This window comes from Rhizobium zaerense, assembly GCF_051810725.1.
GTDB classification, from domain to species: Bacteria; Pseudomonadota; Alphaproteobacteria; order Rhizobiales; family Rhizobiaceae; genus Rhizobium; species Rhizobium leguminosarum_I.
Genome location: NZ_CM132690.1, coordinates 3,110,239 through 3,134,300 on the forward strand (window position 1 = coordinate 3,110,239; position 24,062 = coordinate 3,134,300).

Sequence of the window (24,062 nt, forward strand, 5' to 3'; positions counted from 1 at the left end):
GACGCCCCTATTCTGCCGCCAGCGCTATCGGCCGCGCCTGATGTTCGGCCGCTTCCTCTTTCTCAACTGCTTTGGGTGGTTTGATCCGAAACCACACAGCATAGAGGGCCGGAAGGAAGAGCAGGATCATCACGGTGCCTGCCGCCGTTCCGCCGATCAGGGTATAGGCCATCGACCCCCAGAACACTGAGTGGGTTAGAGGTATGAATGCCAGGATCGCCGCGAGTGCAGTCAGGATAACAGGTCTTGTTCGCTGGACGGTCGCTTCGATCACGGCATGGTAGTCGTCGAGCCCTGCCGCCTGGTTCTCCTTGATCTGCTCTGTCAGGATAAGCGTGTTTCGCATCAGTATGCCTGCGAGCCCGATCAAGCCGAGGATGGCGTTGAAACCGAAGGGTTGATTGAACAGCAGCAAGGTCGGAACCACCCCGGCAAGACCAAGCGGTGCGGTCAGCATCACCATTGTCATTGTCGAGAGACTGCGAACCTGCAGGATGATGATGATCAACATGGCAGCAATCATCAGCGGGAAAACCTGCGCAAGCGCAACATTGGCTTTCAATGACTCCTCGATGTTGCCGCCCATCTCGATACGGTATCCAACGGGAAGCGATGCGATCAGCGGCTGGAGGGCCTTCATTACCTGTTGCGACACCTCCGGTGGCTGCGTCGCCTCGTTGATATCAGACCTTATAGTGATGACCGGGGTCCGGTCACGACGCTTCAAGATCGGCTCTTCGAACCTGATCTCGGAATGCCCGATCTGATCGAGGGGAACCTGGCGGCCATCCCGGCTCATCAGCGAAAAGTCGGCAAGTCGTGACGGGTCGAGGCGGTTTTCGCCAGCACTTCGAGCAACGACAGGCACGTTGCGGATGTTGTCGCGCACCTGCGTGACAGGGATGCCCGTGAGCAGCATCTGCAGCTGCTGGGCAGCCTCCGATGGAGAAAGACCAATCAGATTGAGCCTCTCCTGGTCGGGGACAAATCGCAGAACAGGTGTTCGGTTGCCCCAGTCACGGTTGGCTTGGCGGACATCGGGAACGGTCTTCATGATCGCCAGAGCCTGCTCGGAAATCTTATAGAGTTCATCCTGATCAGGCCCCATGATCCGGAACTCGACCGGGAACGGCGTGTACGGACCAAACACGAGTTGAGTGACGCGCACAGAAGCTTCGGGAACAAGACCCTCCGAAATAGCGGCACGAAGGCGGTGTTTCAGTTCTTCGCGCGCATGGGCGTCGGGCGTGAGAACGACGACCTTGGCGAAGGCGGGATCCGGCAATTCCGGTGCCATAGCAAAGAAGAACCGGGGTGCGCCCTGCCCTACGTAACTTGTGACGATATTGGTCTCCGGCTGGGTCTGTAGCCAGTCTTCAACCTTCTTCACCGCGGATGTCGTCGCCTCGATGCTGGTGCCCTCGGGCATGCGCACTTCAACCAGGACCTCCGGGCGATCCGATGTCGGGAAGAATTGCTGCTTCACGCCGCCCATCCCAACAACCGAAACGGCCATGGTGATGCCTACCACGGCGCAGACCATGAACTTATGGCGGACAGCGAACTCGATGCCGGAACGCAGACGACGGTAGTTCGGCGTGTCGTAGATGGCGTGATGACCGCCCTCGACCGGCTTGATGTTCGGCAGCATCTTGACGCCAAGGTAGGGCGTGAAGGTAACAGCCACGATCCAGGATACGGTCAGGGCAAAACCGACGACCCAGAAGATGTTACCGGCATACTCGCCGGCCGTTGATTTTGCGAACCCCACGGGCATCAGCCCGATGATCGTCACCAGCGTGCCCGACAGCATTGGCGCCGCAGTATGGCTCCAGGCATAGGCGGCCGCCTTGATGCGGTCCATGCCCTCTTCCATCTTCACGACCATCACCTCAATGGCGATGATGGCATCGTCCACAAGAAGGCCCAGCGCAAGGATCAAAGCGCCGAGCGTGATGCGGTCGAAGAAGCGCCCGGTTTCCAGCATGATGAGAAAGACCACGGCAAGTGTGAGCGGCACGGCAAGCGCGACGACAATGCCAACGCGCCAGCCGAGTGCGACTAGACTTACGAACAGCACGACGCCAAGCGCCATGGCGAACTTGAGCATGAACTCGCCGACGGCCTCCTCGATGTTGACAGCCTGATCGCTGACCTTGGTGAGCGTCATCCCCAGCGGCAGTGTCTCCGCGATCGTGGCGGATCGAGCCTCAAGCGCTTTTCCGAGATCGAGTCCGTTCCATCCCGCCTGCATTACGGCACCCAACATAATTGTCGGCTCGCCTTCATGGCGGATAAGGTAGGTGGCAGGATCTTGATAACCGCGCCGTACATCCGCGATATCGGAGAGTTTCAAAGTACGGCCAGCGGCCACGATCGGCGTGTCGGCAACGGCCTGCACACTGTTGTAAGCTCCGTCGAACCGGATGAATACCTGTGGCCCCCTGGTGTCGATCGAGCCGGCGGGTGTGACCGTGTTCTGTCGCTGCAAAGCAGCAGCGATATCTTGCGCCGATATGCCGAGTGTCGCGAGCTTCGCGTAGGAGAACTCGACGAAAATCTGTTCGGGACGTTCCCCGACGATGTTGATTTTCTTGATACCAGGAACATGCAGCAGGTCCTGCCGGATGACCTCTGCCTGCCGCACGAGATCGCGCATTGGCAGTCCCTTTGCCTTCAATGCATAGAGACCGAAACTCACATCGGAGTATTCATCGTTGACAAATGGCCCGATGACGCCCGGAGGGAGATTGCGGGCTTCGTCACTAAGCTTCTTGCGCGCCTGATAGAATTCTTCTGCCACGGCACTTGCCGGGGTGTTATCCTTGAGGGTGACCGTCAGGAAAGCGTAGCCCGGTCGGGTTGTCGTCTCGACGCGGTCGTACCATGTGAGTTCCTGAATGCGCTTTTCAAGCGGCTCGGCGACAAGGTCCTGCATTTCACGGGCAGTGGCACCTGGCCAGACCGAAGTAACAGTTAGGGTCTTGATTGTAAAAGACGGATCTTCGGCGCGCCCCAGCTTGACGAAGGCGTAGGCGCCAGCGGCGGCCAGCAGCACAATAAAGAACAGGGTGATGGCACGTTCGCGAACGGCGATGGCTGACAGATTGAAGTTCATTACTTTTTTACCTCTTGCTGCGAGGCAATCCTGATGACCGCGCCGTCGGCGAGGAGATGCGCGCCCAGCGCGACAACTTGCTCTCCAGTTCCAATTCCCGTGACGAATGCCATCTCCTCGCCAATCTGCTGAACTTTGACCGGAGTGAACTTCACCGTTGATGTTGTGCCGTTGACGACCCACACTCCAGTGCGACTACCGTCATCCAGAATTGCGCCCACTGGTATAGCAACCTCCGACTGGCGGTCAGCATCGAGAATTCCAATCGTCACTGTCGAGCCAAGCGGGGCGGAAGCCGCATCGCCTTCGAGAACATAACGCGCCTCGTAGGTACGGGTTTGCGGATCGGCGGAATCCGAGATCTGCCGAAGTTTGGCCTTTCCGCTTAAACTTCCGCCTGCATAGACGCTGGTCTGCGCTTCGGAGCCAATCTTGGGCCGCAGGGTCTCCGGAAGCCAGATAACAGCCTCGCGCGGGCCCGCCTGCGCCAGTTGGACGACCGTCTGGCCCGCTGCCACGACTTGTCCCGGATCTCCAAGGGTCTGGGTTATGGTTCCATCAGCGTCGGCAACAAGAAGCGTGTATGCAGTCCCATTTTCGGCCACCTTGGCGTCGGCTTCTGCCGCAGCAAGCTGAGCAGAGGCTGTGTCGAGTGCTGCTTTTGCCTGTTCATAACGCTGCGGAGTAGCTGCCAAGCCATTTTTTACCAACGCCGCATAGCGCTTTTCGTCTGCTTGCGCCTGAACCAAGACAGCACGTGCTGCGGTAACGGTATTACGCTTTGCTGTCAGCGCGAGTTGGAGATCGGTCTCGTCAATGCGCATCAGCGCCTGGCCTTGCCTCACCTGCTGCCCGACGTCGACCATCCGCTCGACGATTTTGCCGGGAACACGAAAACCAAGGTTGCTTTGCACCCGGGAAGCGACAGTGCCTGTGAAAGAGCGCTCAGCCGCACCGGTGGTCGTTGCCTCCACCACTCTTACGAGCGGTGACGCTGTTCTTGGATCAGCGGCCACCGCTTCCTGCTTGCTGGGTTCAAAAACCACGAAAAAGGCCCCGGCTGCGCCGGCCGCTGCCACGAGACCTACGAAAGTCAGGACAAGTTTGCGTTTCATTTTGAGTTTCTCTTCTTGACGGACGACACGGATAATTTAGATTGCGATCTAAATCTATTTTTGTTATAGATGTCAAACAAAATCTAACCGGAGGTCGATATGAGAGTGAGCCGGGCACAGGCTGAAGAGAATCGCGAAACTGTGATCAACGTCGCAAGCCGTCTGTTCCGAGAACATGGCTTCGATGGAATTGGGCTAAAAGATCTGATGAAAGGGGCCGGCCTGACCCAGGGCGGTTTCTACAAGCAGTTCGCGTCGAAGGACGACCTTGCCGCACTAGCATCGCGGCGTGCGATGGAAAGCGCCACACGGAGATGGTCTGCAGCGGCGGCAAACAGCTCCGATCCCCTTGAGGCAGTCATGGCGTTCTATCTTTCATCGGACCACAGAGGTGAAAAGTCAGAAGGCTGCCCACTTGTGGCGCTGGGATCGGACGCGGCTCGCCAGAGCAAAGAGGTCAGGCGCCCATTTGAAGACGGGATCCGGGCTCACTTCGAGGTTCTGGATGAACTGATGGCCAGCGACACGAGCTCTAGTCCCAGCGGCGGGGCGATGGCCATACTGTCTCTCATGGTGGGCGCCGTTACGCTGTCGCGGATCATGGAAGACGAGGACCTTTCACGAGGCATCCTTAACGCAGCGGCTGGCGAAGTCAGGCGCATTGCGCGCGGCGACGATGTCGCTGAAGGCTAAGCCGGGTTCAATGAGCTGGCGCCGAAAAGTGCCGAAGTTTAGCTCCCGCCCGGCAAGGTGAGTGTGTCCTAAGGCTCCTGCATAAGCCGCAAGTTTAGAGAACAGGCCAAAGCGGTATCCGTCGACTGCCTGAGACGGATACCTCCCTTTTGCACGTCAGTCGCAGACAGCCTACCCGAGTTTTACAAGCAGCAGTTCATCACACAGAAAGAAGTGATTTCCATGAACGAGAACAATCTTGGCGTAGCCTTGGTGACTGGGGCATCCACCGGCATCGGGTATGCAACGGCCGCAGCCCTGCAGAACGCGGGCTTTCGCGTGTTCGGAACCAGCCGCCGCCCCGCAACCCAAAGGAGCGACGGTGTATCCATGCTGACATGCGACGTGACCGACGACGCGTCGGTGGCGAAACTGGTTGACTACGTGCTCGCAGAGGCCGGCCGCATCGATCTTCTTGTCAATAATGCTGGCGTGGGGCTGCTTGGTGGCGCGGAGGAGTCCTCAATGGCCCAGGCCAAGTCGTTGTTCGACGTGAACGTCTTCGGCGTTTTCCGTGTGACCAATGCGGTGTTGCCGGTAATGCGACGCCAAGGGAAGGGCAGAATCGTGAATTTGAGCTCGGTACAGGGGTTCATCCCCGCTCCCTATTTCGCGCTCTACTCGTCGACCAAACATGCCATCGAGGGTTATTCCGAATCACTCGATCACGAATTGCGCGCCTTCGGCATTCGCGTTTCGCTGGTCGAGCCAGCCTACACCCGGACGTCGTTCGAAGACAATCTCGCCAAGCCGGATCAGGTGCTCGATATAGATAACTCTGCGCGCGCTGGCATGAATGTAGTCGTGCAGAAAGCAATGAAAATAGGCGACGCGCCCGACGTGGTGGCAAAGGCAATTATTGCCGCTGCGACTGACCCCGCTCCAAAAAGGCGTTATGCGGCCGGAAAAATGGCACGCCAGGTCAGTTTTCTGCGCCGTTTCGTCCCTGCATTTGCATTCGACAAGAGCCTCCGAAAACAACTCGGGCTGCCGGTCTGAAACCGACGACATCCTGTTCCGCTTGATGAACAGGCGTCTGGGCGCATTTCAGAAGATGACAATGGCAGCATCGACGCAGGAAACATGCCGCCCCGTTGGCGCGAACGCTTGCCGCGGCGCCATCGGCGGGGCAAGGGCAACGTCTGTCCAGTGAACTTCTTCAAGTATCCGTCGCGCGGGTGCCTACAAACCTACGCCTGCCTCCCGGATGACAGTTGGTGAGAGCGTCGGGGTTCGAACCCGAGACCTACTGATTAAAAGTCAGTTGCTCTACCAGCTGAGCTACGCTCTCCCTCTCCGCGGGTGTGACCACCCCGGCTGGAAGTGGGCGGAACATAGGCAGGCGACTCATTGCGGTCAACCGAAAAATTTGCCTTTTTCCAGCGGTCGGCACCTTTCTTGCCAAGCGCAAGACAGATGTCTCGCGTGCAAAGACAGATTTCCTGCGCGCGCAAAAAGGTGATTGGCAATCGCTTGCCTGCAAAGCTAGGAACATCACGCAAATTGCAGCCGGAGAGAATGCGTGTCGATTGCCGATATTTCCCTGTGGAGCGCGCTGATTGCCGGAGCGCTTTCGTTTCTGTCGCCCTGCGTGCTTCCCCTCGTCCCGCCCTATCTCTGCTATATGGCCGGAATCTCAGTCGAGCAGTTCCGCGGCGGCGGTGCGATTGCGGTCGCGCCCGGTATCAGGCGCGGCGTCTTCCTCTCTGCCCTCTTCTTCACGCTCGGCTTTGCCACCGTCTTTGTGGCGCTCGGCGCCGGTGCTTCCAGCATCGGCATGGCGCTTCGCCAGCATCTCGACCTCCTGTCGAAGATCGGCGGGCTGATCATCATCGTCATGGGGCTGAATTTCCTCGGCCTCTTCCGAATCGGACTGCTGACCCGCGAGGCTCGCTTCCAGGACGGCGGCAAGCCGGGGACGCTGACGGGCGCCTATGTCATGGGGCTTGCCTTCGCCTTCGGCTGGACGCCCTGCATAGGTCCCGTGCTCGGCGCCATCCTCGGCGTTGCCGCCTCGCGCGAGACGGTCGGCTCCGGCGCCGAACTGCTCGCCGTCTATTCGCTTGGCCTTGCCATCCCCTTCTGGATCGCCGCCGGCTTTTCCGGCGCCTTCATGCGCTTCCTGTCGCGCTTCCGCCGCCATCTCGGCACGGTTGAAAAGGTGATGGGTCTCTTCCTCGTGCTGACCGGCCTCGCCTTCCTGTTCGGATGGGTCAGCAATGTGGCGATCTGGTTCCAGCAGACCTTTCCGATCCTGATGCAGATCGGCTAGATTCCCCACCCAGCTACCGGTCGCAGATTTTCGAGGCGATGGCAGCGGCTCGTCGCATGCGCTGCATCTGATCGATTGCTCGATCATCCGCTCATCAGCATGCCGCCAGCGGTAGATGCGCAACGGCCAACAATCGGCGCTGGCAGTCGATGCCATCAAACTGATGGACTCTCTGAACATCGAGCAAACCACTGTCGCGGCTTTCGACCGGCGCGCGGACCGCTGACATTGTCGCCGCGCTCTGGCCGGAACGATGCAAGGGCTTGGTCTCCGTCTACGATTATCTCATCGGCTCGGACTGACGGAGGGCAAGCGAACGCCCCTATCGGATATTTGGATAGTATTCATCAGAAAATGACGGGTAGTAGGACGCCTGTCATCGTGTGATGAAGCGGAAGGCGCGTCTGCCAGATAGACGTGTCCGCTCCATCCGGGGCGAGTCATGAGAAGCTGGAAGCGCCGAAACAGCGACCACCGTGGTTGGGTGGCAACAGTGCCTCGAAAGGATCCTTCGTTGGAAATCGGTATCGATAGTTTTGCGATGCTGCTGAACGACCCCGCTACGGGACGACTGCAGTCAGCCATCGATCGCATGGAGAGCGTACTTGCAGAGGTCGAGCTGGCCGATCAAGTCGGCCTCGATGTCTTTGGCATGGGCGAACATCATCGAGAGAACGCGCTTGATTCAGCGCCAGCCGTGATCCTTGCGGCCGCTACGGCGCGCACGAAGTCGATCAGGCTGACAAGCGCTGTCGCTGTCCTCAGCGCCGCCGACCCCGTGCGGCTCTTTCAGGAATTCGCCACATTGGATCTGATATCGCGCGGACGAGCGGAAATCGTAGTTGGCCGCGGCTCGTCCGTTGAGGCCTATCCCCTGTTCGGATTCGACCTTCGGGACTACGATGCCCTCTTCGCGGAGAAGCTGGACCTGTTGCTCAAGATCAGGGAAAAGCCCAGGATCGAGTGGCAAGGGCGCTTTCGACCGCCCATCGGCGGCCAGGGTGTCTTTCCCCGTCCGCACCAGCCAACCTTGCCAATCTGGCTGGGTGTCGGCGGGACGCCTGAATCCTTCATCCGCGCCGGAACGCTTGGCTTGCCTTTGATGGTCGCGATCATCGGCGGCAGTTTCGAGCGTTTTCTGCCGTTGGTCGAACTCTATCGACGTGCATGGCTTGCCGCGGGCCATCCCAGAGAGGAGCAGAGGGTCGGCGTGCACGCTCTCGGCTTTGTCGGGGAGACTGACAAAGCGGCCAGGGAAGCGTTCTTCCCCGGCTGGTTCCAGATGTTCACGGACGCTGGACGGGAACGGGGCTGGCCACCGCCAACGCAGGCGCAATTCGACTTCATGTGCGGCCCGAACGGGGCGTTTCTGGTTGGCAGCCCGCAGACAGTTGCGGCGAAGATTGAGCACGTTAACAGGACATTGGGTGGAGTTTCTCGCTTCACCTTCCAGATGAGCACCGCCGCCTTGGAGACCGAGGCAATGCGCCGGTCGATCGAACTCCTTGGCACCGATGTCGCACCGATCATTCGCGGACACCGTCTCGGCTAGCTCACGAGTCAGCGTTTCCTCGCCGGTCCTCGAAGCGAATTTCACGGCCCGTCCCGGCCACAGGTTCGTGAAATCGTCGCGCGAAGCCGCCTCCGCCCTCGCTCTGATAGGAGCGAGTTGGAAATGCAGGAACGCCTTCCGAGATGGGCCCGAGCTCGCGCACGAGCCGAGCCAACGCATCAATCGGAAACCGAAGGGAGCGCGCGCCGCAAGGCGAACAAGGGCTACCCGCCTAAACGGAGGCAGGCAGGAGCGTGCTCAAAACCGTGATCAAGGATCATCAGCATTCCGCGGTCGCAAATGCGCGCGCCGAACTAGCACGACTTAAAAAGTAATACTTTTGATGAGCGAAGGCTTGGCATACCGGCCATGCATGCCTATGTGAGTTCGACAGCCATACTCCCACGGTTACGCAAAGCCTCCATTCAGCATGCGAGGGCGGCCATGGCTTCTCATTTTGAAAGGACCCACGATGACACTCTCCGGCGACCTGATTATCGGCGGCGCAAACGTGCGCGGCGCGGCCGCGGCATTCTCCGCAATCAATCCCGCCAACGGCAACCCGATGGAACCGCGCTTTGCCGGCGCGACGAAGGAGCAGGTGGAAGCGGCCACGAGTTTGGCGTGGGACGCCTTCCCGATCTACAAGGAGACGTCGCTCGACGATCGAGCTCGGTTCCTGGAAGCGATCGCCGAAGGCATCGACGCAATCGGCGACGATCTCGTCCTGCGAGCGGTTGACGAGACTGGCCTGCCACGCGGCCGCATCGAAGGAGAGCGCGCCAGGACCGTCGGGCAGCTTCGCCTGTTCGCCAAGGAGGTTCGCGACGGAAGGTTTCAGGAACTTCGCTTCGATCCGGCTGATACGGAGCGCAGGCCAGTTGCAAAGCCGGACCTTCGGCTGCGAAACGTTGCTCTCGGCCCTGTCGCGGTGTTCGGGGCATCGAATTTTCCCCTCGCTTTCTCTGTGGCTGGCGGTGACACCGCCTCCGCCCTCGCCGCCGGCTGCCCGGTTGTCGTCAAGGCGCACTCCGCCCATCCCGGCACGTCCGAGCTGGTCGGCAGAGCCGTCGCGGACGCGGTCGCAGCATGCGGCCTCCCGCCGGGGACGTTTGGGCTTTTGTTCGACTCGGGATTCGAGGTCGGCCAGACCCTGGTCGCCGACCACCGCATACGCGCCGTCGGCTTCACGGGCTCGCGCCGTGGCGGCACCGCGCTGATGAAGATTGCCTCGGAGCGGAAGCAGCCGATACCTGTCTACGCCGAAATGAGCAGCATCAACCCTGTCATCCTCTATCCCAATGCACTTCGCAGCAGAGGAGCGGAGATCGGAAAATCGTTCGTCTCCTCTCTGATCCTCGGCGCTGGCCAGTTCTGCACCAATCCTGGCCTGATCATCGCCGTCGAGGGTGCGGGCCTCGATGCCTTCATCGGGAGTGCCGCCGCAGCGCTTTCGGAATCGCAGGCTCAAACAATGCTCACTGGTGGCATCTGTGATGCATATCGCAATGGCGTCGCAAGGCTGTCGTCATCGTCTTCCGTTTCGCAAGTGGCCGTTGGGAAGGAGGGGACGCCCCATCAGGCCGCGGCGGCGCTCTTTGAGACGACCGCGGCTGCGTTCCTCGCGAATCCGGAATTTCAAGAAGAGGTTTTCGGCGCCTCAGGACTGATCGTCCGCTGCCGTGACGATGAGGAGTTGCGAAGGGTTGTGGGATCCCTGGAAGGTCAGTTGACCATCGCCCTGCACGTGGACGCCGGAGATTTCGGGGCCGCCTCGCCGATGATCTCGCAGTTGGAGCTTCTGGCCGGCCGACTTCTCGTCAACGGCTTCGGAACGGGGGTCGAGGTATCCCCGGCGATGGTCCATGGCGGACCCTATCCAGCCACATCGGACGGACGATCGACCTCGGTCGGGACCTTGGCGATCTATCGCTTCCTACGCCCGGTCTCCTATCAGGACTTTCCGATAGATCTGCTTCCCGAGCCGCTCAAACCATTCTAAGCGCGTTTAGCCTCGGGCAACAGAACGTCGTGGATGCGATCGACGCATCCACGACGCAGGTCAGAATACCGCTGTTCTGGCGACCATCGTAGCTTTTTGCCCGCCACCACCCGCGATGATCTGCGCGGTGTTTGTGACCAGGGGTTGGCTGGCATTCTCGTCGTGAAGCGCCAAAAAAGCCCGCCGTAGTGAAGAAGGTGCGATCATTGTCTTCCAGGCGGGCCGGATCGGCGACTTCGATAAACCTGGCGAGAGCTACTTCGGTTCTAGGCCCCGCGGCCGCCCCAATGGAAGGGGAAGGATTATCCGCATCATAGGCTGTTGCGCGATCGGTCGCCAGTTCATACGTTCTCTCATCCAACCTCACAGGAGCAGAAGATGCAGATCGACCTCACAGGCAAGACCGCTCTGGTTACCGGATCCACTGAAGGCATTGGATACGCAATCGCCCGCCAGCTCGCGAGGGCGGGTGCGGACGTGGTTGTCAACGGCCGGTCCAAGGAAAAGACCGCGAAGGCCGCCGACCGCCTGAAAGGCGAAGGCGCCAAGGGAAGCGTGGCCGCGGCGGCAGCGGATCTCGCAACCGCTGGCGGATGTGACGCTCTTGTCGCCCAAGTTCCCCACGTCGACATCCTCATCAACAACGCGGGCATCTTCCAGCCGCTAGACTTCTTCGATGCGAACGACGAGGTATGGGACCGCCACTGGCAGGTGAACGTCATGTCCGCCGTCAGGCTTTCGCGCGCATATCTTCCGGGCATGCAGAAGCTCGACTGGGGCCGCGTCATCTTCATCGCGTCGGAATCCGGCTTTAACATACCGGTCGAGATGATCCACTACGGTGTCAGCAAGACCGCAGACATCGCGGTTGCCCGCGGCCTTGCCAAGCGCATGGCTGGCACCGGCGTCACCGTGAACTCCGTCCTTCCCGGCCCCACGCTGTCCGAGGGTGTCGAGGCGATGCTCGCAGAGGAACGTGCGAAGACGGGGAAACCGATCGAGGAGGTGGCGGCGGACTTCGTCAAGAAGTACCGCGCCGGTTCGATCATCCAACGCGCCGCGAGCGTCGAGGAAATTGCCAATCTCGTCACCTATCTGGCCTCCCCTTTGGCGTCCGCAACGACTGGGGCTTCGATGCGCGTGGACGGAGGCCTGATCGACACGCTCTGACGGACGCCACCGACCGTCCACTGCACCGTCTCGCCGGAAGTTGTCTCCGCGATGCGCTGCGGTGGCGGGCATTGGGCGGCCTTTCCAAAGCCGTCCAATTCTCACCCTTTCGCAGACCAGTCGCTTATCGAAAACACGGCACGTCAAGGAACCGTTGGCGACCGCCAAGGTTTAGCTTCAAGAACATCAGCGCAGATGAGTTCAATGTAGAACGCGGCGAAAGACTTGGGCGAACAACGTCGACGGCTCGATGGCCGACGCGTCGAGGCAATCGACGACTAGCTTGGGAATTCAGCATGAACACCGAGACGATCATTTTCGGGCCGAGCGACTGGGTCCCAAACAACCCGCATCTTCCTGTATTGCTTTACAGAGGGCTGTTTGCCGACGGCGGACCGATCGATTTCGAGCGTCGCTTCGCGGCAAACGGTTGGACAGGCATCTGGACAAACGGTGTCTTCGATTACCAGCACTACCATTCCGGTGCCCATGAAGTGCTGGGAATTGCACGTGGTAGCGCCACGCTGCTGATTGGTGGTCCCGGCGGTCAAGCAATCGCGGTTGCGGCCGGAGACTGTCTGGTGCTTCCAGCCGGGACAGGGCACCGAAATCTCGGTTGCACGTCGGACTTCCAGGTTATCGGCGCTTATCCTAAGGGACAGCATGCCGACATTCAGACTTCGGCTGCTTCAAGTGAGACGCTGACGAAAATCTCGTCAGTTCCCCTACCCCACACCGATCCCGTTCAAGGACCATCGGGATTTCTCATCGAGAAATGGCGGTAGCAGGCTTGCCGCATTCGCCGATCTGATCGACGCCGCCCCATCAGCACGCCGCCGGCAGCACAAAGCGAGGCCTGCACCTATGCCCTGGTATGGCTTGTCCTGTCCCTCGGCCCCACTCGTCCTTATCCCTCGACCAATCGATCGCAAACTCAGCTCCCTGTAGCGTCGTCCGTGCCGTGTTTAAGGCGGCGGTCAGAAGGAGACGAACATGAACCTTGAGACAAAGATGAGCCTGGAAAACACCGTACACCCCGGCAGACCTCGGCTCGACGAATTGGTTCCGTCGCGCTACGCGGTGCAGGTCGGCGAGATCGAGGTGCTGGTGGTCAGCGATGGAGTGCTACCGCTCCCAACCGCGATGCTGGGACACAACGCCGATCCGTCCGTCCGAGCGGCCTGGCTGAAAGAGATGTTCCTGCCGCCGGACGCTTTCGACTGGGCGCTGAACGTGGTCGTGGTGCGCAGCGGCGACCAGACCATACTCCTCGACGCCGGGCTGGGGATCGACCCGGACCTGCACCTGCCGCGGGCCGGGCAGCTGATCAAGCGGCTGGAAGCCGCCGGTATCGATCTTGCGTCGGTGACCGATGTGGTCCTGACCCACATGCACATGGACCACATTGGCGGGCTGCTGGTCGATGGGGTGAAGGACCAGTTGCGTCCGGACCTGCGGATCCACGTGGCGGCGGCCGAGGTCAAGTTCTGGGAGGCGCCTGATTTTTCCCGTGTCTCCATGCCGCCGGGCTTCCCGGACGCGCTTCGGGCGACCGCCGAGCGGTTCGCCAAAGAGTATCGCAGCCATTTCAGGCTGTTCGATGATGAGTATGAGGTCGCGCCGGGCGTGGTCGTCCATCGCACCGGCGGCCACACCCCCGGGCACAGCGTGATCCGCGTAGCGTCCGGCGGCGACCGGCTGATGTTTGCCGGTGACGCCGTGTTCGCGGTCGGGTTCGAACACCCCGACTGGTTCAACGGCTTCGAACACGACCCCGAGGAGGCGGCGCGCGTTCGGGTCCGTCTACTGCGGGAACTGGCGGAGACCGGCGAGCAGCTGGTGGCCACTCACCTGCCGTTCCCGTCCGTCGGCCGGGTAGCTGTCGACGGCGACGCCTTTCGCTGGGTAGCGGCCTTCTGGGACTACTGATCGATTGTCGGGTTGGGATCTTGGAGCGGGTACTCATCGCGTGAATGAGTCCACGCTCTACTGGTTTGTTTTTTGAGCAATTCCGAACGCAAAAACCGCTACACACTTTTGCTGGAATTGCTCTTGTTTCTGCGCAATTCCGGACGCAAAACCGCGACACACTTTTGCTGGAATTGCTTAAGTCAGATCCTGACCCACCGATCATTCTCGCTTCCTGGAAGATCTCTTGGCCGAAATCGTCAGCGACTAATGTCTTCGTCATCGGCCAGCAATACGGCGTCTGGCAGGAGCGCGCCTCAGCGACGATCCTGATCACGATGCTGCTTTCGGTGGTGACGGTTCCGCTCTGGCTGATCGTGATCCGATCAGGCCTTCTTCCGCTTCAGCTTTTCCCGTAGCGCATCCGGAATATCGCGGAAACCGCGGCCGGGCTCGATGCCCTCGCGCATGACGATGTTGCGCAGCGGCGGTATCGCCGAGAGGATATGCAGGCCGGTAGCGCGCAGCATCTGCACGGGCAGGAAATCCGAGAGCAGCGAGCGGTTGAGAAGATCGACACTGGCCGTGCGCGTCATGATGTCGGCGCGGCGCCTGCGGTCGAAGCTTTCGCCGGCATCGGCCGACACCGGCAATTCCGCCCTGTCGCAAAGGATATCGGCAAGCGCCATGATATCGCGCAGGCTGAGGTTCAGCCCCTGCGCGCCGATCGGCGGGAAGACATGGGCGGCCTCGCCGATCAGCGCGACGCGCCCCTTGCCGAAACGATGCGCCATCATGCCGGAGAGCGGCCAGACCTGGACACCCTCCTCGACGCTTACCTTACCGAGCATGGACTGCATGCGTGCCTCGACAAGAGCGCCGAGCTCGGCAAGCGGCAATTCCATCCGGCTCGTCGCCTCAGCGGGATCCTGCACCCAGACGAGGCTGGAGCGGCTTCCCGGCAGCGGCACCTGGGTGAAGGGACCGTGTTTGGTGTGGAACTCGGTCGAGATGTTCTGGTGCGGCAGCGAATGGGCGAAATTCAGCACCATGGCCGATTGCGGATAGGACCAGTTGCGCACGGTAATGCCTGATGTTTCGCGCAGCTTCGAGCCGCGGCCATCGGCGCCGACGGCAAAATCGGACGACAGCATCTCGCCGCCGGCAAGTGTGATCGAGACCACTTCGGCTGATATGTCGATCGATTCGGCCATATCGGTGAAGCGGGTGATATTGCCCTCGCCGGCAGCGGCCTCTTCGAGGATATCGATCAGCGCCCTATTAGGGAAATTGTAGCCAAAGGCATCCAGGCCGACATCGGCCGCGCGGAAGGTGGTGGTAGGCGCGCGCAGCAGCCTGTCCGTGCCGTCGACTATGCGCATGCTGGAGAGAGGGGCGGCTGCGGGGCGGAGCTTTTCCCAGAGCGCCAGGCGGTCGAGGAAGCGGATCGACTGATCCATCAGCGCCGTGGTGCGCCGGTCTTCTTTCGGAGCGAGAGGCGCTACCAACGCGACGTTGCGACCGCCGCGCGCCAGCGCGATTGCGGCGATCATGCCGGTGAGACCGCCACCGATCACAGCCACTTCGAATGTCTTCATGCTATCGTTCCGCCATAGTAATAAGGACGGAGCGACCGCTTATGCGGCCGGCTTCGCCTGTCGGCGCCAACTATAGCCCTTGCCGGCTTCGGCGTCACGCACCGCCGGCTGATAATGATGGGGAATGGCGGGAAGACGGTTTTCGCTCAGCCGCTTCAGCGCCGTGGCGTTGCTGACGGAAAAGCTGTCGATGCCGACGCGCAGCATAAGCGGAACCTGGTCGATCAGTACATCGCCGACGGCGCGCAGTTCATTGGTGTAGCCGAGCCGCTGGCGCAGCAGCGAAGCATGGCTGAAGGCGCGGCCGTCGTTGAAAGCGGGAAAGGCGACGGCGACGATTTCCAGGCGATCGAGATAGGGCGCCAGCCGGCGCACATCGTCGGCCGGCTTGATCAGCACGCCGAAGCCGACATCGTTGCTTTGGTCGGCCTTGGCGATCAATTCGTCGAGGCCGAGCAGCGGCTTCTGCTCCCCGGTCGCCTTGACCTCCTCGGTTTCAATCACCCAGGGATCGTTTTCGACAAAACCGGTTTCTTTCCAGATCTTCGTCATCATCCCCTCCTTATGCCGCTTCGGCGGCCGAGCCGTAGAGCGCAGTCTTGAACGGCTGAGGTCCGACACGGCGATAGGCGGCGAGGAAGTTCTCGGACTGATCGAGGCGCAGGCCGAGATAGGTGTCGACGATCGTCTCGATTGCGTCCGTCACCCGGTCCGGCTCGAAGCCGCGGCCGATGATCTCGCCGATCGAGGTATGTTCGTCGCCGGAGCCGCCGAGCGTGATCTGGTAGAGTTCGGCACCCTTCTTTTCCACACCGAGCAAGCCGATATGGCCGACATGGTGATGGCCGCAGGCATTGATGCAGCCGGAGATCTTGATCTTCAGCTCGCCGATCTCTGCCTGGCGTTCGGCATTGCCGAAACGCCGGGAGATTTCCTGCGCCAGCGGAATCGAGCGCGCATTGGCGAGCGCGCAGTAGTCCAACCCGGGACAGGCAATGATATCGGTGATCAGGCCGGCATTGGCTTCCGCCAGATTTATGGCGACGAGGCCGCGATAGACGGCTTCGAGATCGGCAAGCGCCACATGCGGCAGGATCAGGTTCTGCTCATGGCTGACGCGGATTTCGTCGAAGGCATATTCCTCGGCAAGATCGGCGATCGCATCCATCTGCGCATCCGAGGCGTCGCCCGGAATGCCGCCGATCGGCTTCAGCGAGATCGTCACCATGCCGTAATCGGGGTTCTTGTGCGGCTGCACGTTCTGCTGGACCCAGCGGGAAAAACCGGAATCAGCTTTCTTCCAGCGGGCAAGGTTTTCCCAGCCTTCGGCGCGTTCGGGCAGATCCGGCGGCGCGAAATAGGCAGCGATCGCCTGGACGTCCTTTTCCGGCAGCCTGAGCTCGGTATCCTTCAGCGCGGCGAATTCGGTTTCCACCTGGCGCGTCAGCTCCTCGGTGCCGGTTTCGTGCACGAGGATCTTGATGCGGGCCTTGTATTTGTTGTCGCGGCGGCCGTGCAGATTGTACACGCGCACGATGGCCGTGGTGTAGGAGAGCAGGTCTTCCTCGGGCAGGAAGTCGCGGATCAGCTTGGCGATCATCGGCGTACGGCCCTGGCCGCCGCCGACATAGACGGCAAAGCCGATTTCGCCCTTGTCGTTCTTCTTCACGTGCAGGCCGATATCATGGACCTGGATTGCCGCGCGGTCGCGCTCGGCGCCGGTGACGGCGATCTTGAACTTGCGCGGCAGGAAGGAAAATTCCGGGTGTACCGACGACCACTGGCGCAGGATTTCGGCGTAAGGACGCGGATCGGCGATCTCATCGGCGGCGGCACCGGCGAAGTGATCGGCCGTGACGTTTCTGATGCAATTGCCCGAGGTCTGCAGGGCATGCATTTCGACGCTCGCGAGGTCGGCCAGCGCATCAGGAATGTCGGACAGTTTCGGCCAGTTGAACTGCAGGTTCTGGCGCGTGGTGAAGTGGCCATAGCCGCGGTCATAGGTGCGAGCGATATGAGCGAGCATACGTAGCTGGCGGGCGCTCAGCGTGCCATAGGGAATGGCAATGCGCAGCATGTAGGCGTGGAGCTGCAGGTAGACGCCGTTCATCAGGCGCAGCGGCTTGAACGCGTCCTCGGCGAGCTCGCCGGAAAGGCGGCGCTGAACCTGATCGCGAAACTGCTCGACGCGCTCGGTAACAAAGGCATGGTCAAATTCGTCGTAACGGTACATCGTCTTCCTCAGACTGCAATGAATTCGGGATCGGCAGGAGCGTAGCCCGGGGCATATTCCATGGTCGGGCCTTGTGCGCGGATGCGCTCGCGAAGGCGAAGCGGCCAGAGAATGCCGTTGGTTTCCTGAACGTCAACGACGGCGACGTCAACGACCTCGTTGTCGGCATAGGATTTCTTGCCGATCGCCTCAAGCGCCGCAACGGCCTCGGCATGACGGGCAACGAGCGCCTCCTGCAGCGAGGTCGACCACTTCCCATTCGCATCCAGCCAGACGGCAATGCCGTCCGTCAGCCGGTTGGCGGTCAGAACCTTGTCACCCATATTCAGCTCCTTGCAAGTTCCTCGAGCCGGGCGTTTGCGCGCACCAGGGGCTCGGACAGTTCGAAATTGGCGCCGGCGACCGCATCGCCGATGATGACCATGACAGGCCCGGTCAATTCGTCGCGGTGCTGCAGATCGGGCAGATCGGCAAGCGTGCCATGCAGCAGGCGGCGCTCAGCGCGGCTGGCATTTTCGATGACGGCGACGGTGGTCTCAGGCGGAATGCCCGCCTGCATCAGCCGCTCGGCGACGGAGGCGGCAACCGTGCGGCCCATATAGACGGCGATCGTGGCGCCGGAAACGGCGAGGCTTGCCCAATCGGGCAGCACGTCGCCGGTGAGATCATGGCCTGTCGTGAACACCAGCGACGAGGCGACGCCGCGCAGCGTCAGCGGCAGCTCGAAATCGGCAGCGGCGGCGAAAGCCGAGGTGATACCGGGCACGACCTCATAGGTGATTCCGGCAGCGCGCAGTGCCGCCATCTCTTCCCCTGCCCGGCCATAGACCAGGGGATCGCCGGATTTCAGGCGGACGACACGCTTGCCCTGGCGGCCGAGTTCGACCAGCAGTTCATTGATCTCTTCCTGGGATTTCGAATGGCAGCCCTTGCGTTTGCCGACGGAAAGCCGTTCTGCATCGCGGCGGCCCATATCGACGATCGCCTGCGGCACCAGCGCGTCATAGACGATGACATCGGCTTCCATCATCACGCGCTGGGCGCGCAGCGTCAGCAGATCCTCGGCACCGGGACCGGCGCCGACCAGCCAGACGTGACCGGCAACCTTGTCCATCGCATGCAGCAGCCGGTCGGCGGCATGGCGGGCCTGCGGCAGGTTGCCGTTGGCGACCGCATCGGCAACGGCGCCGGAGAAGAAACGGCGCCAGAAGACCCGGCGCGAGACGCCTTTCGGAATCAGTTGTTCGACTGCCTTGCGGTAGCTCGTCGCCAGACCGGCAAGGCGGCCGAGCGAGGGCGAAAGAAGCTGGTCGATCTGCGCGCGGATCATCTGCGCCAGAACCGGCCCTGCCCCTTCGGTGCCGATCGCAACGGCAACGGGCGCGCGGTTGACCAGCGCCGGCGTAAAGAAATCGCAGTAATCGGGCTGATCGACGGCATTGGCCGGAATTCTGGCAGCGCGGGCGGCATCGACGATGCTGCGGTCATCAGCTTCATTGCCGGTTGCGGCGAAGACGAGCGCCGAACCCTCGACCTGTTCGGCTGAGAAGGCAGCGCGCACGGTCTCGATCCGGCTGGCGATCAGGAAAGCGTGGTAATCGGCTTCCGGCCGGTCGGCATAGGCGACAATCCGCGCCCTCGTGTTCAGCAGCAGCCGCACCTTGGCGAAAGCCTCGTCGCCATTGCCGAAGACAGCCGTCTTCTGGCCTTCCACGCGAAAGAAGGCGGGAAATACCGAAAGCTGTTCAGTCTTGGGAGGCATCATCAATCCACTTCGAGGTTGCCGGAATATGCCCTTGATCGACAAGGGATTGAAGGAACAGAAATTCGAAAGCCCAGGCAAGCGGGTATTCTTTTGCTCGCGCCGTCAGTGATTTGAGAAAAGTCACCCGTGCTGCCGAAAAGCCGCATATTCCCAGCCCGCTTGCTGCGGTGCAGTATAAAGCCTGTGACAAAAGACGTCCACCGGCGCTTGACGCATTTCACTGGCGCCGCCAAGGCGATAGACTGAGGAAAACCGGAGGGCCCTCATGCCTGATAAGACCATTGCCTCCCGCCTGCTTTCGGTCATCGAAGACAATATCCTGCCGCTGACGGAGCGTGGCGTTTCGCTTGGCAACAAGCTGTTCGGTGCGGCGATCTTAAGGAAATCCGATCTTTCGCTTGTCGTCGCCGAGACCAATAACGAGCTGGACAATCCGCTCTGGCACGGCGAGGTCCATACGCTGAAGCGCTTCTACGAGCTTGGCGACAAGCCGCCGACCAAGGATCTGATCTTCCTGTCGACGCACGAGCCCTGCACCATGTGCATGTCGGCGATCACCTGGGCGGGCTTCGACAATTTCTACTATTTCTTCAGCCATGAGGATTCCCGCGACGCCTTCGCCATTCCGCACGATTTGAAGATCCTCAAGGAAGTCTTCGGGCTTGAACCCGGCGGCTACCGCAGGCAAAACGCCTTCTGGAACAGCTTTGCTATCGCCGATCTCATCGAGACCGAAGAGGCTACGCTGAAAAACGCGCTGAAGGCGCAGACCGCCCGCATCAAGGCGCGCTACGACGCCCTGTCGACCAGCTACCAGTCGTCGAAGAGCGCCAACGACATTCCATTGAACTGAGGGGCTCTGAACTAAAGCCCGCTGAACCGAGGCAACATGCAACCTTCTAAAGACATTTCGCGGCTGATCGAGATCATGGCGGCGCTGCGCCATCCCGAAACCGGCTGCCCCTGGGACATCGTGCAGAACTTCGAGACGATCAAGCCCTATACCATCGAGGAAGCCTATGAGGTCTCCGACGCGATCGAGCGCGGCGATATGGACGATCTCTGTGACGAGTTGGGCGACCTGCTGCTGCAGGTGGTCTTCCACGCCCGCATGGCCGAGGAGGCCGGCGAATTTTCCTTCGGCGACGTGGTCAACGCCATCACCGCCAAGATGATCCGCCGCCATCCGCACGTCTTTGCCCGCTCGCCGGCAGATACGCCGGACGCGGTGAAGAGACAATGGGACGAGATCAAGCAGGCGGAGAAACGCGAGCGCACTGAGCGGCGGTCACGGCGCGGCATCACCGAGGATTTCAACAGCGGCTTCCTCGGCTCCGTGCAGCGCAGTTTTCCAGCTTTGACGGAAGCCCTGAAGCTGCAGGAACGCGCCGCCAAGGTCGGCTTCGACTGGGCGGCACCCGAGCCGATCCTCGACAAGATCGAGGAAGAGATCGGTGAATTGCGGGCAGCCCTTCGGGAGGGCGATCAGGCAAAGGTCAGCGACGAACTCGGCGACCTGATCTTCGCGGTCGTCAATATCGGCCGGCATGTCAAGGCCGATCCGGAGCAGGCAGTGCGCGGAACGAATACGAAATTCCGGCGCCGTTTCAGCCATATAGAACAGGTTCTTGAAGCAGAAGGCGAGACGCTGGAAGCAGCGACGCTGGAGCGGATGGAGGAAATCTGGCAGGCGGCGAAGGCGATTGAAAGAGCGATCGTGGCGGAGTGAGTTATCGCCGGCGATTTCTATTGATCGTCGAAGCCAGCCCCTCATCCGGCTGCCGCCACCTTCTCCCCGCCTGCGGGGAGAACGGGTTATGCCGCAGCCTCACCGTGCCCCACCAACCTTTCGCAGGGCACGTCCCCTCGCCCCGTTTTTACGGGGAGAGGGTTAGGGTGAGGGGCAGCCATTAGCGCGAACCCGACAGCAGTGGCGCTACGCCAGGCGCGCGCCTTACCGCTCCCAATCTTCCTTTGAAGACTTCGCTCCATTGCCGATGCGGCGTTCGAGTTCAGTCGCTTCGGTTTCGGAGAGGCGCAGATCCAGCGTGATCGAGCCATCTTCATTATCCTCGCGGCCGTCAACGATCGCGTGGTCGTAAAGCCAGGGCAGCAGTGCCAGCTTGTCGACCGGAAGGCGGATCGTCGCCACAGTCATCACGCCGGACAGTCTGCGGCTGATCTCTTCCATCAGCGTGCCGACGCCCTCGCCGCTGACGGCCGAAACCGCCACCACGTTGCTGGCGCTGGCCGATTTCTGCACCATGGCATCGTGCACCTCGGGTTCCAGCCGGTCGATCTTGTTCCATACTTCGATCAGCCGCTTGTCGGCTTCGGCCTCGTCGATGCCGAGATCGTTCAGGATGCGCATCACGTCGGAGCTCTGCGCCTGGTTGTCGGCATCGGACATGTCGCGGACATGCAGGATGAGATCGGCTTCCAGCACCTCTTCCAGCGTCGCCCGGAAGGCGGCGACCAGATGGGTCGGCAGGTCGGAGATGAAGCCGACGGTGTCGGACAGGATGACGGTGCGGCCGTGCGGCAGCTTCATGCGCCGAAGGGTCGGGTCGAGCGTGGCAAACAGCATGTCTTCGGCCAGCACACCGGCGCCGGTGATACGGTTGAACAGCGTCGATTTGCCGGCATTGGTGTAGCCGACGAGTGCTACGATCGGGTGCGGCACCTTGCGGCGCTTGGCGCGGTGGAGCTGGCGGGTGCGCACGACCTGCTCCAGCTCGCGCTCGAGCTTGATGATGCGGTCCTGCAGCATCCGCCGGTCGGCTTCGATCTGGGTTTCGCCGGGGCCGCCCATGAAGCCGCCGCCGCCGCGCTGGCGTTCAAGGTGGGTCCAGCTTCGGACCAGTCGGCCCTTCTGATAATTCAGATGGGCGAGATCGACCTGCAGCGTGCCTTCCTTGGTGGAGGCGCGGCGGCCGAAGATTTCGAGGATGAGGCCCGTCCGGTCGATGACCTTGGCGTTCCATTCCTTTTCGAGATTGCGCTGCTGCACCGGCGTCAACGGATGATCGACGATGACGAGACCAGAATCGCGCTCATCGAGCAGCGCCTTGATCTCCTCGATCTTGCCGGTGCCGAGCAGTGTGGCCGGTCTCGGATCGTTGACCGGGACGATCGAGCCGTTGACGACATCGAGATCGATCGCCTGGGCAAGACCGGTCGCCTCTTCGAGCCGGCTTTCCGGCGTGCGGGTCGATGCCGATTCGCTCTGGCCGCCGCGACTGCGCGATTTCAGAACCGGCACGACGACAGTCGCGCGCATGTCGTCCCTGTGCTTGGCGGCCTCAGGGATGATCGAATCGTTCTTGGTATCGCGTGTCGAAATGACGGCTGATCCTGTTAGGACGCGGCTTCTTCGCTCTCGAACATCTGCATGGGCTGGCCCGGCATGATCGTCGATATCGCATGCTTATACACGAGCTGCGAGTGGCCGTCACGGCGAAGAAGAACACAGAAATTGTCAAAAGACGTAACAACGCCCGTGAGTTTCACGCCGTTGATCAGAAAGATTGTCAGGGAAATCTTTTGCTTGCGAACAGTATTGAGAAATAAGTCCTGAAGATTCTGAGAACGTTCCGCCATCGCGCCGCTTCTTTCTTTATTGCCGACCTGATCTGGCCGGTAGAATATCAATCAACCTCACCATACGAAGACCGGCGGCATCCTCATTCCGCCTGTCCAGCAAATCTTGGTATCAAATCGCAATCTTTTCCGCAACGTCGAAAAAGGCCTCGCGGACTTTCTGCGAAACGCTGCCTGGATGACCGTTGGCAATGGCCTGGCCATCGACGGAAACGACCGGAAAACAAATGCTTGTGGCTGCAGTGAGGAAGACCTCGCGGGCCGCGAGCATCTCCGAAATGGAGAAGTTCCGCTCAGTGATCGTCAACCCCAGCCTGGCACCGACATCCATCAAGGTGGTGCGGGTAATGCCGCGCAGGATTCCGTGTTCGGCCGGGCGCGTCACCAGCGTTCCGTCCGGATCGACGATCCAGACATTGGTCGCCGCCCCTTCCTTCACCATGCCGTCGCCATCGACATAGATCGCTTCCTGGGCGCCGGCCTCCTTGGCCTGCTGGCGGGCCATGGCATTCGGCAGCAGACCGACGGACTTGATGTCGACACGGTCCCAGCGGTTGTCGATAAGGGTGATCGCCTTGATGCCGTTGGCGTTCTTGGCGGCGATGATCTTGGCATCGGTGCTCTTGGCGGTGATGACAAGCGATGGCGGCGTTCCCTCGGCCGGAAAAACATGATCGCGGCGGGCGACGCCGCGTGTCACCTGCATGTAGAAAAGCCCGTTGCGGACATGGTTGCGGCGCAGCGTCTCGCGAATGACCTGCGTCAGCGCCGCCCGGCCCATCGGCCAGGCGATGCGCAACTCACCGAGCGAACGGTCGAGACGGTTCAGATGGCGTGTGAGATCGACGATATAGCCGTGGCGCACTTCGCAGACCTCGTAGACGCCATCGGCGAACTGGTAGCCGCGATCCTCGATATGCACGCTCGCATCGGAATGCTTGACGTAACGGCCATTCACATAGGCAATTCTCGGCATGGGAAACCTGGTCTTCCGGAA

Annotated in this window: 20 protein-coding genes, 1 tRNA gene and 2 pseudogenes; 12 read left to right on the plus strand and 11 right to left on the minus strand. The window is 61.0% G+C overall.

Going from position 1 to position 24,062, the window contains the following annotated elements; all coding sequences use genetic code 11:
• Nucleotides 1-7: 7 nt before the first annotated feature.
• Both ACS4RR_RS15065 and ACS4RR_RS15070 read right to left on the minus strand, forming a co-directional pair.
• Nucleotides 8-3,118 (minus strand): efflux RND transporter permease subunit, encoded by a 3,111-nt coding sequence (locus ACS4RR_RS15065; protein WP_456188973.1) that lies wholly within the window; start codon nt 3,116-3,118, stop codon nt 8-10.
• Nucleotides 3,118-4,233: an efflux RND transporter periplasmic adaptor subunit gene (locus tag ACS4RR_RS15070; RefSeq protein WP_017964200.1), complete on the minus strand. Its 1,116-nt coding sequence runs from the start codon at nt 4,231-4,233 to the stop codon at nt 3,118-3,120. The genes ACS4RR_RS15065 and ACS4RR_RS15070 overlap by 1 nt, the downstream gene beginning before the upstream one ends.
• Nucleotides 4,234-4,332: 99 nt before the next feature.
• Between ACS4RR_RS15070 and ACS4RR_RS15075 the strand changes: the two genes are divergently transcribed.
• Nucleotides 4,333-4,926, plus strand: coding sequence for a TetR/AcrR family transcriptional regulator (locus ACS4RR_RS15075; protein WP_017964199.1), 594 nt, complete (start codon nt 4,333-4,335; stop codon nt 4,924-4,926).
• 222 nt (nt 4,927-5,148) lie between these two features.
• Nucleotides 5,149-5,964 (plus strand): oxidoreductase, encoded by an 816-nt coding sequence (locus ACS4RR_RS15080; protein WP_456188974.1) that lies wholly within the window; start codon nt 5,149-5,151, stop codon nt 5,962-5,964.
• A 216-nt stretch (nt 5,965-6,180) separates the two neighbouring features.
• Here the strand turns inward: ACS4RR_RS15080 and ACS4RR_RS15085 are convergent.
• Nucleotides 6,181-6,256: transfer RNA gene (locus ACS4RR_RS15085), tRNA-Lys, on the minus strand.
• 231 nt (nt 6,257-6,487) lie between these two features.
• Between ACS4RR_RS15085 and ACS4RR_RS15090 the strand changes: the two genes are divergently transcribed.
• The 8 genes and pseudogenes from ACS4RR_RS15090 to ACS4RR_RS15125 form a co-directional block, all read left to right on the plus strand.
• The gene (locus tag ACS4RR_RS15090; RefSeq protein WP_162118667.1) at nt 6,488-7,237 is read left to right on the plus strand and encodes a cytochrome c biogenesis CcdA family protein; all 750 of its coding nucleotides are present in this window, start codon (nt 6,488-6,490) and stop codon (nt 7,235-7,237) included.
• Nucleotides 7,238-7,352: 115 nt separating this feature from the next.
• Nucleotides 7,353-7,533 (plus strand): annotated as a pseudogene (locus ACS4RR_RS15095) (alpha/beta fold hydrolase); the annotation flags it as partial.
• A gap of 218 nt (nt 7,534-7,751) precedes the next feature.
• Nucleotides 7,752-8,789 carry an LLM class flavin-dependent oxidoreductase gene (locus tag ACS4RR_RS15100; protein WP_456188975.1) on the plus strand — a complete coding sequence of 346 codons (1,038 nt, stop codon included), beginning with the start codon at nt 7,752-7,754 and terminating at the stop codon, nt 8,787-8,789.
• 472 nt (nt 8,790-9,261) lie between these two features.
• Nucleotides 9,262-10,791, plus strand: a complete 1,530-nt coding sequence (locus ACS4RR_RS15105; protein WP_017964194.1) for an aldehyde dehydrogenase (NADP(+)) — start codon at nt 9,262-9,264, stop codon at nt 10,789-10,791.
• Between the two features lie 378 nt (nt 10,792-11,169).
• Nucleotides 11,170-11,961, plus strand: coding sequence for an SDR family NAD(P)-dependent oxidoreductase (locus ACS4RR_RS15110; RefSeq protein ID WP_017964192.1), 792 nt, complete (start codon nt 11,170-11,172; stop codon nt 11,959-11,961).
• A gap of 296 nt (nt 11,962-12,257) precedes the next feature.
• A complete protein-coding gene (locus ACS4RR_RS15115; protein WP_017964191.1) occupies nt 12,258-12,746 on the plus strand; it encodes a hypothetical protein in 489 nt (162 codons plus the stop codon).
• Between the two features lie 208 nt (nt 12,747-12,954).
• Entirely contained in the window at nt 12,955-13,890 is a 936-nt protein-coding gene (locus ACS4RR_RS15120; protein WP_260298667.1) for an MBL fold metallo-hydrolase, read from the plus strand.
• A gap of 239 nt (nt 13,891-14,129) precedes the next feature.
• A pseudogene (locus ACS4RR_RS15125) lies at nt 14,130-14,288 on the plus strand (AEC family transporter); the annotation flags it as partial.
• On the opposite strand, the gene ACS4RR_RS15130 reads toward ACS4RR_RS15125, so the two are convergent.
• From ACS4RR_RS15130 to cysG, 5 genes are read right to left on the minus strand one after another with little or no spacing between them, the layout of a single operon-like run.
• Nucleotides 14,256-15,467, minus strand: a complete 1,212-nt coding sequence (locus ACS4RR_RS15130) for a UbiH/UbiF family hydroxylase (RefSeq protein ID WP_456188976.1) — start codon at nt 15,465-15,467, stop codon at nt 14,256-14,258. The pseudogene ACS4RR_RS15125 and the gene ACS4RR_RS15130 sit on opposite strands and share 33 nt — an antisense overlap.
• Before the next feature lie 39 nt (nt 15,468-15,506).
• Complete coding sequence (locus ACS4RR_RS15135; protein ID WP_222383904.1) at nt 15,507-16,019, minus strand: DUF934 domain-containing protein; 513 nt, start codon at nt 16,017-16,019, stop codon at nt 15,507-15,509.
• A gap of 10 nt (nt 16,020-16,029) precedes the next feature.
• A complete protein-coding gene (locus ACS4RR_RS15140; RefSeq protein WP_222383903.1) occupies nt 16,030-17,700 on the minus strand; it encodes a nitrite/sulfite reductase in 1,671 nt (556 codons plus the stop codon).
• An 8-nt stretch (nt 17,701-17,708) separates the two neighbouring features.
• Nucleotides 17,709-18,023, minus strand: a complete 315-nt coding sequence (locus ACS4RR_RS15145) for a DUF2849 domain-containing protein (RefSeq protein ID WP_011651871.1) — start codon at nt 18,021-18,023, stop codon at nt 17,709-17,711.
• 2 nt (nt 18,024-18,025) lie between these two features.
• Nucleotides 18,026-19,462: a siroheme synthase CysG gene (gene cysG, locus ACS4RR_RS15150; protein WP_456190145.1), complete on the minus strand. Its 1,437-nt coding sequence runs from the start codon at nt 19,460-19,462 to the stop codon at nt 18,026-18,028.
• Nucleotides 19,463-19,730: 268 nt separating this feature from the next.
• Here cysG and ACS4RR_RS15155 point away from each other — a divergent pair, with 268 nt between their 5' ends.
• Nucleotides 19,731-20,318, plus strand: a complete 588-nt coding sequence (locus tag ACS4RR_RS15155; protein WP_456188977.1) for a nucleoside deaminase — start codon at nt 19,731-19,733, stop codon at nt 20,316-20,318.
• A 36-nt stretch (nt 20,319-20,354) separates the two neighbouring features.
• On the plus strand, nt 20,355-21,194 hold the full coding sequence (gene mazG, locus ACS4RR_RS15160; protein ID WP_456188978.1) for a nucleoside triphosphate pyrophosphohydrolase: 840 nt from the start codon (nt 20,355-20,357) through the stop codon (nt 21,192-21,194).
• Between the two features lie 225 nt (nt 21,195-21,419).
• Here mazG and hflX read toward each other — a convergent pair whose 3' ends face one another.
• The 3 genes from hflX to ACS4RR_RS15175 form a co-directional block, all read right to left on the minus strand.
• Nucleotides 21,420-22,745, minus strand: a complete 1,326-nt coding sequence (gene hflX, locus ACS4RR_RS15165; RefSeq protein ID WP_456188979.1) for a GTPase HflX — start codon at nt 22,743-22,745, stop codon at nt 21,420-21,422.
• 77 nt (nt 22,746-22,822) lie between these two features.
• Nucleotides 22,823-23,065, minus strand: a complete 243-nt coding sequence (gene hfq / locus ACS4RR_RS15170; RefSeq protein WP_003539403.1) for an RNA chaperone Hfq — start codon at nt 23,063-23,065, stop codon at nt 22,823-22,825.
• A gap of 112 nt (nt 23,066-23,177) precedes the next feature.
• Nucleotides 23,178-24,041, minus strand: a complete 864-nt coding sequence (locus ACS4RR_RS15175; protein WP_456188980.1) for a D-amino-acid transaminase — start codon at nt 24,039-24,041, stop codon at nt 23,178-23,180.
• Nucleotides 24,042-24,062: the final 21 nt, after the last annotated feature.

Bases quoted from the DNA above. Each gene is read 5' to 3' on its own strand.
- ACS4RR_RS15135 (WP_222383904.1), bottom strand. From the start codon at position 16,019: ATGACGAAGATCTGGAAAGAAACCGGTTTTGTCGAAAACGATCCCTGG.
- ACS4RR_RS15110 (WP_017964192.1), top strand. From the start codon at position 11,170: ATGCAGATCGACCTCACAGGCAAGACCGCTCTGGTTACCGGATCCACT.
- ACS4RR_RS15065 (WP_456188973.1), bottom strand. From the start codon at position 3,118: ATGAACTTCAATCTGTCAGCCATCGCCGTTCGCGAACGTGCCATCACC.
- ACS4RR_RS15080 (WP_456188974.1), top strand. From the start codon at position 5,149: ATGAACGAGAACAATCTTGGCGTAGCCTTGGTGACTGGGGCATCCACC.
- ACS4RR_RS15145 (WP_011651871.1), bottom strand. From the start codon at position 18,023: ATGGGTGACAAGGTTCTGACCGCCAACCGGCTGACGGACGGCATTGCC.
- ACS4RR_RS15115 (WP_017964191.1), top strand. From the start codon at position 12,258: ATGAACACCGAGACGATCATTTTCGGGCCGAGCGACTGGGTCCCAAAC.
- hflX (WP_456188979.1), bottom strand. From the start codon at position 22,745: ATGCGCGCGACTGTCGTCGTGCCGGTTCTGAAATCGCGCAGTCGCGGC.
- mazG (WP_456188978.1), top strand. From the start codon at position 20,355: ATGCAACCTTCTAAAGACATTTCGCGGCTGATCGAGATCATGGCGGCG.
- ACS4RR_RS15140 (WP_222383903.1), bottom strand. From the start codon at position 17,700: ATGTACCGTTACGACGAATTTGACCATGCCTTTGTTACCGAGCGCGTC.
- ACS4RR_RS15155 (WP_456188977.1), top strand. From the start codon at position 19,731: ATGCCTGATAAGACCATTGCCTCCCGCCTGCTTTCGGTCATCGAAGAC.
- ACS4RR_RS15070 (WP_017964200.1), bottom strand. From the start codon at position 4,233: ATGAAACGCAAACTTGTCCTGACTTTCGTAGGTCTCGTGGCAGCGGCC.
- ACS4RR_RS15075 (WP_017964199.1), top strand. From the start codon at position 4,333: ATGAGAGTGAGCCGGGCACAGGCTGAAGAGAATCGCGAAACTGTGATC.
- ACS4RR_RS15175 (WP_456188980.1), bottom strand. From the start codon at position 24,041: ATGCCGAGAATTGCCTATGTGAATGGCCGTTACGTCAAGCATTCCGAT.
- hfq (WP_003539403.1), bottom strand. From the start codon at position 23,065: ATGGCGGAACGTTCTCAGAATCTTCAGGACTTATTTCTCAATACTGTT.
- ACS4RR_RS15130 (WP_456188976.1), bottom strand. From the start codon at position 15,467: ATGAAGACATTCGAAGTGGCTGTGATCGGTGGCGGTCTCACCGGCATG.
- cysG (WP_456190145.1), bottom strand. From the start codon at position 19,462: ATGCCTCCCAAGACTGAACAGCTTTCGGTATTTCCCGCCTTCTTTCGC.
- ACS4RR_RS15120 (WP_260298667.1), top strand. From the start codon at position 12,955: ATGAACCTTGAGACAAAGATGAGCCTGGAAAACACCGTACACCCCGGC.
- ACS4RR_RS15105 (WP_017964194.1), top strand. From the start codon at position 9,262: ATGACACTCTCCGGCGACCTGATTATCGGCGGCGCAAACGTGCGCGGC.